Annotated in this window: 7 protein-coding genes; 3 read left to right on the forward strand and 4 right to left on the reverse strand. The window is 71.3% G+C overall.

The window, feature by feature from the left end; genetic code table 11:
* The coding region (locus ACK4S2_RS15065; protein ID WP_409626203.1) for a BRCT domain-containing protein at positions 1 to 163 on the forward strand (163 nt) is incomplete at its 5' end.
* Complete coding sequence (gene recG, locus ACK4S2_RS15070) at positions 160 to 2,247, forward strand: ATP-dependent DNA helicase RecG (protein WP_409626190.1); 2,088 nt, start codon at positions 160 to 162, stop codon at positions 2,245 to 2,247. The genes ACK4S2_RS15065 and recG, both read left to right, overlap by 4 nt.
* On the opposite strand, the gene ACK4S2_RS15075 is transcribed toward recG, so the two are convergent.
* The 4 genes from ACK4S2_RS15075 to ACK4S2_RS15090 form a co-directional block, all read right to left on the reverse strand.
* A complete protein-coding gene (locus ACK4S2_RS15075; protein ID WP_409626206.1) occupies positions 2,244 to 4,379 on the reverse strand; it encodes a primosomal protein N' in 2,136 nt (711 codons plus the stop codon). The genes recG and ACK4S2_RS15075 overlap by 4 nt on opposite strands.
* Before the next feature lie 152 nt (positions 4,380 to 4,531).
* Entirely contained in the window at positions 4,532 to 6,253 is a 1,722-nt protein-coding gene (locus ACK4S2_RS15080; RefSeq protein WP_409626193.1) for an OmpA family protein, read from the reverse strand.
* Positions 6,254 to 6,469: 216 nt separating this feature from the next.
* On the reverse strand, positions 6,470 to 6,610 hold the full coding sequence (locus ACK4S2_RS15085; RefSeq protein WP_409626195.1) for an HAD hydrolase-like protein: 141 nt from the start codon (positions 6,608 to 6,610) through the stop codon (positions 6,470 to 6,472).
* Entirely contained in the window at positions 6,607 to 7,686 is a 1,080-nt protein-coding gene (locus ACK4S2_RS15090; RefSeq protein ID WP_409626198.1) for an HK97 family phage prohead protease, read from the reverse strand. The genes ACK4S2_RS15085 and ACK4S2_RS15090 overlap by 4 nt, the downstream gene beginning before the upstream one ends.
* On the opposite strand from ACK4S2_RS15090, the gene ACK4S2_RS15095 reads away from it, so the two are divergent.
* On the forward strand, positions 7,685 to 7,918 hold the full coding sequence (locus ACK4S2_RS15095; protein WP_409626201.1) for an integrase core domain-containing protein: 234 nt from the start codon (positions 7,685 to 7,687) through the stop codon (positions 7,916 to 7,918). The genes ACK4S2_RS15090 and ACK4S2_RS15095 overlap by 2 nt on opposite strands.
* Positions 7,919 to 8,123: the final 205 nt, after the last annotated feature.

The following is an 8,123-nucleotide window of genomic DNA, read 5'->3' on the forward strand; positions in this document are numbered from 1 at the left end:
GGCCCGGGCCGAAGCGCTGGGGGCCAAGGTGGCCGGGTCGGTTTCGGCAAAGACCGATTTCCTCGTGGCCGGCCCCGGCGCGGGGTCCAAGGCCGCCAAGGCCGCCGAACTGGGGGTGACCGTGCTGGACGAGGAGGCGTGGCTGGCGCTGATCGGGGCATGAGCCGGCCAGAGCCGCTGTTTCCGCTGTTTGCAGCGCTCGACACCTTGCCGGGGGTGGGCGAAAAGCTGGTGCGCGCCTTTGCCGCGCTCGAGGTGACGCGCCCGCGCGACCTGCTGTTCCTGCTGCCCCATTCGGTGGTGGACCGGCGCCGGCGCGATTCGATCCGCGATGTGGTGCCGCCCGCCACCGTGACGGTCGAGGTCCAGATCGGCGGCCATTTCCCGGCGCGGCGCAAGGGCGGGCCCTCGCGCGTGATGGTGCGCGACGCGCTGACGGAGTTTCCGCTGGTGTTCTTTCATGCCCGCGGCGACTGGTTGCAGCGCCAGTTGCCCACCGGGCAGCGCCGCGTGGTTTCGGGGCGGGTCGAGCTGTTCGACGGGATCGCCCAGATGGTCCACCCCGATCATATCCTGCGCCCCGAGGAGGCCGCAGCCCTGCCGCCGTGGGAGCCGGTCTATCCGGCGGCGGCCGGGCTTTCGCAAGGGGTGATCCGCAAGGCGGTGGCCGGGGCGCTGGCCCGTCTGCCCGAGGCGCCCGAATGGATCGACCCGGCCTTGCTGGCGCGCGAAGGCTGGCCGGGCTGGGCCGCTGCGGTGGCGGCCGCCCATGCGCCCGAAGGCGCGGCCGACCTGGCGCCAACCGCCCCGGCCCGGGCGCGTCTGGCCTATGACGAACTTTTCGCGCATCAGCTGACCCTTGCCCTGGCCCGGGCGCAAGCCCGCCGCAAGCCGGGCCGCGCCACGCGAGGCACCGGCACCTTGCAGGCGCGCGTGCTGGCCGGGCTGCCCTATGCCCCGACCGGCGCCCAGACCCGCGCCGTGGCCGAGATCGCCGCCGACATGGCCTTGCCGCAACGCATGAACAGGCTCTTGCAAGGCGATGTGGGGTCAGGAAAAACCCTGGTTGCCTTTCTGGCGCTGCTGATTGCGGTCGAGGCCGGCGGGCAAGGCGTGATGATGGCGCCGACCGAGATTCTGGCCCGTCAGCATTGGGAAGGCTTGCGCGATCTGGCGCAGCTGGCGGCAGTGCGGCTGGAGCTTTTGACCGGGCGCGACAAGGGGGCCGAGCGGGCGGCCAAGCTGGCGGCACTTGCCTCGGGGGAAATCGGCATCCTGGTCGGCACCCATGCGGTGTTCCAGAAGGATGTGGCCTTTCACGACCTGCGCCTTGCCGTCATCGACGAACAGCACCGCTTCGGCGTGGCGCAGCGCATGGAACTGGGGGCCAAGGGGCTGGCGGTGGATGTGCTGGTGATGACCGCCACCCCGATCCCGCGCAGCCTGGCGCTGGCGCAGTATGGCGACATGGATGTCAGCGTGCTGGACGAAAAGCCGCCGGGGCGCAAGCCCGTGCAGACCGTCCTGGTCGGCGCCGACCGGATGGCCGAGGTGGTGGCCCATCTGGCCCGCGCGGTGGCCGAGGGGCGCCAGGCCTATTGGGTCTGCCCGCTGGTCGAGGAATCGGAAACCGTCGACATGACGGCCGCCGAAGACCGTTTCGTGCATCTGCGCGCCGCCCTGGGCGAAGGCGTGGTGGCGCTGGTGCACGGCCAGATGCCGCCGGCGGAAAAGGATGCGGCGATGGCGCGCTTCGTGGCGGGCGAGGCGCGGGTTCTGGTGGCCACCACGGTGATCGAGGTCGGGGTGAATGTGCCCAACGCCTCGATCATGGTGATCGAACAGGCCGAAACCTTCGGCCTTGCGCAGCTGCACCAGTTGCGCGGGCGCGTGGGGCGGGGGGCGGCGTCCTCGACCTGCCTGCTGATGTATCGCGCGCCGCTGGGCGAAACCGCGCGGCGCCGGTTGCAGACCTTGCGCGACACCGAAGACGGCTTTCGCATTGCCGAGGAAGACCTGGCGATCCGCGGGGCGGGCGATCTGATCGGCACCGCGCAATCGGGCTTGCCGCGGTTCCGGCTGGCCGATCTGGAACGCCAGGCGGGGCTGATGGCCGTGGCCCAGACCGATGCCCGCGCCTTGCTGGCGCTGGACCCGGGGCTTGAATCGCCGCGCGGCCGCGCGGCGCGGTTCCTGCTGTGGCTTCTGGACCGGGACAAGGCGATACGGCTGATCGGCGTGGGCTAGAGAAAGCTTTGCGGGTCGATGTCGATGGCCAACCGCAGGTTGGCCGGCAGGCGCACGCCCGCGACCCAGGCCGCCAGCGCGGGTTGCAGCGCCACGCCGCGCGCGGCCTTGACCAGCAGCCGCACCCGGTGGCGCCCGCGCACCCGGGCGATGGGGGCGGGGGCCGGGCCCCAGACCTCGGCCCCGATGGCGTGCAAGGGCCGGGCGGCGCGGGCCAGCGCCTCGCCGGCTGCGAAAACCGCCTGCGCGTCCGGGCCCGACAGGATGATCCCGGCCAGCCGGCCGAAAGGGGGCATCCCGGCGGCCTGGCGGGCCGCGGCCTCGGCGCTCCAGAACCCTTCTTCGTCGCCCGACAGGATGGCGCGGATGACCGGGTGATCGGGCTGGTGGGTTTGCAGCAAGGCCACGCCGGGGCGTTCGGCCCGGCCCGCGCGCCCCGCCACCTGCCGCATCAGCTGGAACGTGCGCTCGGCCGCGCGCAGGTCCGACCCATGCAGGCCAAGGTCGGCGTCGATTACCCCCACCAGCGTCAGCAGCGGAAAGTTGTGTCCCTTGGCCACGATCTGCGTGCCGACGATGATGTCGGCCCCGCCGGCGGCGATGGCGGCAATATCCTCCTTGAGCGCGCGGGCGCTGGAATAAAGGTCGGAGGACAGGGTCTTGACCCGTGCTTCGGGCCAAAGGGCGGCCGCCTCCTCGGCCATGCGTTCAACCCCGGGGCCGATGGCGGCCAGCCGCCCTTCGACGCCGCAGGCGGGGCAGGCGGTGGGAATGGGGCGGCTGGCGCCGCACTGGTGGCAGATCAGCCGTTTCTGGAACCGATGTTCCACCATGCGGGCATCGCACTGGTCGCAACCGATCTGGTGGCCGCAGGCCCGGCAGATGGTGACGGGCGCGAACCCACGGCGGTTCAGAAACAGCAGCGCCTGTTCCCCCGCCGCCAGCCTTGTGCCGACCGCCTGCGCCAGATCGGGCGAAATCCAGCGGTCTGCGGGCAAGGCCGCAGCGCGCAGGTCGATGGCGCGCATGTCGGGCAGATCCTGCGGGCCGAAGCGGCTGGTCAGGTCGGCCCGGTCATAGCGCCCGGCCCGGGCATTGACCCAGGTTTCCAGGCTGGGCGTGGCCGAGGCCAGCACCACGCGGCACCCTTCGACCGAGGCGCGCAGCACCGCCATGTCGCGGGCATGATACAGCACGCCTTCCTCCTGCTTGTAGGAGGTGTCGTGTTCCTCGTCCACCACGATCAGGGCAAGGTCGCGAAACGGCAGGAACAGCGCCGACCGCGCCCCCACCACCAGCCCGACGCCCCCGGTGGCCGCCATCGTCCACAGCCGCCGGCGTTCGGCCGGGGTCATGCCCGAATGCCATTCGCCCGGCCGGGCGCCGAAGCGCGCCTCGACCCGGGTCAGGAACTCGGCCGTCAAGGCGATTTCGGGCAGCAGAACCAACGCCTGCCGCCCTTGGGCCAGGGCCTCGGCCACGGCTTCGAGGTAGACCTCGGTCTTGCCCGATCCGGTCACGCCTTTCAGCAGCGTTGTGCCATAGCCCCCCGCCACGACGCCCGTGCGCAAGGCGGCGGCAGCGGCGGCCTGGTCGGGGGTCAGCGCGCGCGGGCCCGGGCCGGGGTCGAGCCGGGGATAGGGCAGGTCGCGCGGCACCTCGCCCACGGCCAGCACGCCCTGGTCGATCAGCGCCTTCAGCACCGCCGGTCCGGTTTCGGCAGCGCGCGCGAGGTCTGCCATCGGCAGCCCCGCGCCCCCCAGTTCGGCCAGCACCGCCAGCACCCGCGCCCGCGCCGCCGTGGGCCGGGCCGGTGCTGCGCCGGTGGCGCGTACCAGCCGGCGCATCTGCGGCGGGTCGGCCAGCCCCGGCACCCGCGTGGCCAGCCGCAGCATGGCCGGCAGCGGCGTCAGGGTGTAATCCGCCGCACGGGTCAGAAAGCTGCGCAAGCCTTCCTGCATCGGCGGCACGTCCAGCAAGGCCTCGATCGGCTTGATCCGGGCGGGGTCGAACCCGCCCGAGCCGGGGCCCCAGACCACCCCCACCACCCGGCGCGACCCCAGCGGCACCAGCACGAAGGCCCCAGGGCGCACCGGCGCCTCGATCCGGTAGTCGAGCGCGCGCAGCGGCATGTCGGGGGTCAGCACTGCAACGGTGCTGCCGGGGGCAAGGGGCGCGGTCGCATCGGTCACAGGGCGGATCCCGAAGGGGTGGGCAAGGGGCTGCGGGCACCCTTGCACCGCCCGGGTCCGTGCTGCAACCCCGCGCCCCCTGCTTTGGCCGCTCAGCGGCTGGCGACCGAAACCGGCAGCAAGGGCGAGATCATCCGCACCGCGGTGCGGCGGTTGCGCACTTCGGCCGCCTGGGTGGGGATCAGCAGTTCGGCCTCGCCATAGCCTTGCACCACCATGTTTTCGGGCGGCACGCCGAAATATTCGGTCAAGGCCAGCGCAAGCGATTCGGCCCGGCGGTCGGACAATGCGAGGTTCGAGGCCGCCGATCCCACGGCATCGGTATGGCCTTCGATCAGGAACATCTCGGCCGGGTTGGTGGCGATGAGCTCCGCCATGAACCGCCCCAGCCGCGCGAGCTTGACCGCCTCGCTGGGCCGGATGGCGGCCGAGCCGGTTTCGAAGGTAATGCTTTCCACCCCGATGGTCGGCGCCAGGGCCCGCACCTCGGCATAGTCGCGGATCTGGCGCAGGCTGAAGGTGCGCCCGACCTGCCGGGTCTGCGCCCCCAGCAGGGCCGCGCGCAAGGCGGCATCGCCGGCATCGGGCTGGATGAAGCGGGTTTCGGGGCGCGGCGCGGGCAGGGTTGTCACATCGATCCGGGGGGCGGGTGCCAGATCGTCGATCAGCACGGTTTCCCGCCCGTCGGGGGCGATCCGGGTGCGGCGCAGCACGCGGCCGGCGGCGTCGCGGATGGTCACGATGCGGCTGCCGTCGGCGCGCAGCACGGTGGCGCGGGTCGAGCCGTCGGCAAAGGTTTCGGTGCGCACGTTGCTGCCGGGCTGGCGGATCAGGGTGTCGTCATCCTTCAGCACGGCAAAGGTGCCGTCGTCGCGTTCGATCACCACGCGGTCGCCGGTGTTGGAAACCACCTTGTCGCCGTTTTGCAGGATGGCGCCAACCACGAGGCCCCCCAGCACGGCAAGGCCGAACTTTTCCAGATCCGACATGCGGCTGCGCCCCTGGGCGGGGGCTGCCGCGCCGGGGGCTGCGGTGGCCGCCGGTTGCGCGGGGGCAAAGTCCTGGGCGCTGGTGCGGGTTTCCTCGGCGGTGACGGTGGTTTCCACCGCCTCGGCCGGGGCGGCGGCGGGTTCCGCGGCGGCGGCGGCGGGGGCCTCGGCCTCGGCGTCGGAGGGGGCCGAGAGGATGTCGGTCAGGGTCTGGACCGCTTCTTCCGACACCGGGGCGGTGGTGACGACCACAGGCGCGGGGTCGGTGCCGGCGGCCTGGTTCGCCTTGGCCCGGGCGGCGCGTTCGGCGGCGCGGGCGGCCTTGGCGGCTTCGGCCTTGGCGGCCTTTTCGGCCTTGGCCGCTTCGGCTTCGGCGGCCTTGCGCGCGGCCTTTTCGGATTCGGCGGCGGCGTCGCCTGCGGTTGCGGTTGCTTGCGGCCCGGTGGCCGGGGCCTGCGGCGCGGCGGCGGTGGACGGGGGCAGGGTTTCGGGGGCGGGGTCGGTCGGCGCCGCCTCGATTGCCGGTTCTTCCTCCTCGGCCGGGGGGGCGAGGGTCGCCCCGCTCTGGCCCGCGGCGGTGGCCCTCGCCTCGGCCTCGGACTGGGCGGCGATGGCGGCGGCAAAGGTCGCTTCGTCGATCCCGTTGCACGGGGGTTCCGGCGCCACGACGCAAGTGGCGCCTTCGGGGCAGGGGCTTTCGGGCAGCGCCAGACACATCACCGTGTCGTTGCCTACCTGCACCGTCACCTGCGCGGCTGCGGCGATCGGCTGCATCTGCGCCAGAGCCACTGCAAGCGCGGTGGTCGAGATCAGGAACCTTTTCATGGCATCTCCTTCCGGTGTCTGCACCCCGTCCGCGCCTGGCGTCCGGGGCCGCAATGTCCTTGCCATGTAAGCATGTCCTGCCTTGTCATGCGATAGCAGCCGGCGGTTTCGTCATGTCAGGCGATGCCGGATGCCGCCCGCCGAGCACCGGGGGGGCGGGCGGTGGGTTTGCCCAGTGCCGCGACCGCAAGCGCCGGGTTGGCGGCCGCCAGCGCGTCAGATCGACGGCAGCGAAATCTCGGGCACGATCCGGCTGGCCGCGATGAAGGGGCCCGGGTCGTGGCCTGTCACCAGGATGCCGACCAGCCCCGCCGCCTGCTCGCTCAGGATATCCGTGTGCAGCGTGTCGCCGATCATCGCGTTACGCCCGCGCCCGCTTTCGTGGTCAGCAGCGCCAGAAGTTGCCCGGCTTCGGTTTCCGCCGCTGCCTGGCCCGTCATTTCGCCCCAGCGGGCAAAGGCCCCGAGGTCGTCATTGATGATCGCTTTCCGGGACAGGCTGAAAATGCCGCCGAAGGTTTCGATGCTGTAGCCTTCCTTGGCTTCGGCGGTGGAAAGCGCCTTGATCTCGCCCGCTTCGGTCACTTTTTCCAGCTTGGTGAAATTGCCCACCTCGAGCGTCGACAGCGGCCGGAAGTCCGCAGCCGTGCGCTGTGGCGCAAGCTGTTTCAGCGGGCTTTCGGCGCGCCGGTAGGCATCGGCCAGAACACGGTTGCCCGCGCCGGTCAGCAGGTCCGGGAAGTCGGAAACCGTGTGCATGGCGCGTTGCAGCAGTTCTTCCCGGCCCATCATCGCCACGCCAACGGTGCCGCTGCGGGTCAGGGCATCGCGGGCATAGTCGGCAAGGCCCATCTGCATGAAGGGGCGCGCCGCGTCGGTCGGGGCGGTGCCCATCATGCGGGCGGAAAGGGCTTCCACCTGCCGGGCTTGGATTGCGGCCGGGTCATCACTGGCCGCGCCCATGGTGGCGGTGCGGATCGGCGCGGCCGAACGCTGCGTCATCGCCTCAAAGGCCGCGCTGCGGGCTGCGGTCACGTCCGCGCCGGAGTCGATCTGGGAATCGGCCCATGCCGAATCCAGGCCCGCCGTGGTGGCGATGCTGCGGATTGCGGCGCGGGTTTCAAGGGTTGCCGCGTCGGGCGCGGTGGTCACGTCTTGGGGCAAGGGTGCACTCCTGATAAGGGCTTGGGGGTCTGCGGGAATGGCGACAAGCGAGGCTTCCACCAGTTCCCGGGCGGTGGCGGTTCGGACGCGCTGCCCGGTGGCGTCGGACGAGTCCTGCCACTTGGTCACGCGATAACCGATGCTGACTCCCGTCACGTCGCCGCGTTCGATTGCGGCAAGGGCTGCGGGGTCGGAAACGCGAAGGGTCGCCACGATCTGCCCGGCTTCGCGCCTGGCTGATGCAGGCATCGACACCTCGGTGGGCAGCATGGGCGACAGTTACGACAACGCGTTGGCCGAGAGTATCATCGGCCTGTTCAAGACCGAGGTCATCAACGTCCTCGGCCCCTGGAAATCCATGGCACAGGTCGAGTGGGAGACCCTGCAATGGGTCAGCTGGCATAACAACGAGCAGCTCCACAGCGCCATCGGTCATAGGACGCCGCAAGAAGTGGAGGAGGCGTTTCACGCACAGAGGAACACCCTCGAAAAAGCCGCGTAGCTTTTGAACAAAGAAACCTCCCGGATACCCGGGGGCATTGTCCCCGGTGGTGGTGTAGGAGGAGGCCGCGCGCGGAGCCATTGGCGTAGCGCAGCGCGGGGCCGGCGGTGCCGCTGGCGGTCATCGTCGATCTTCGAAAAAGGTCCGGGTTGCGACACCCGGAACGTGAAACGGAGAATGAGCCATTGTCCGCCATCGGTCCGAG

Origin of the sequence: Gemmobacter sp. (genome assembly GCF_046292685.1) — a bacterium.
GTDB lineage: Bacteria > Pseudomonadota > Alphaproteobacteria > Rhodobacterales > Rhodobacteraceae > Wagnerdoeblera.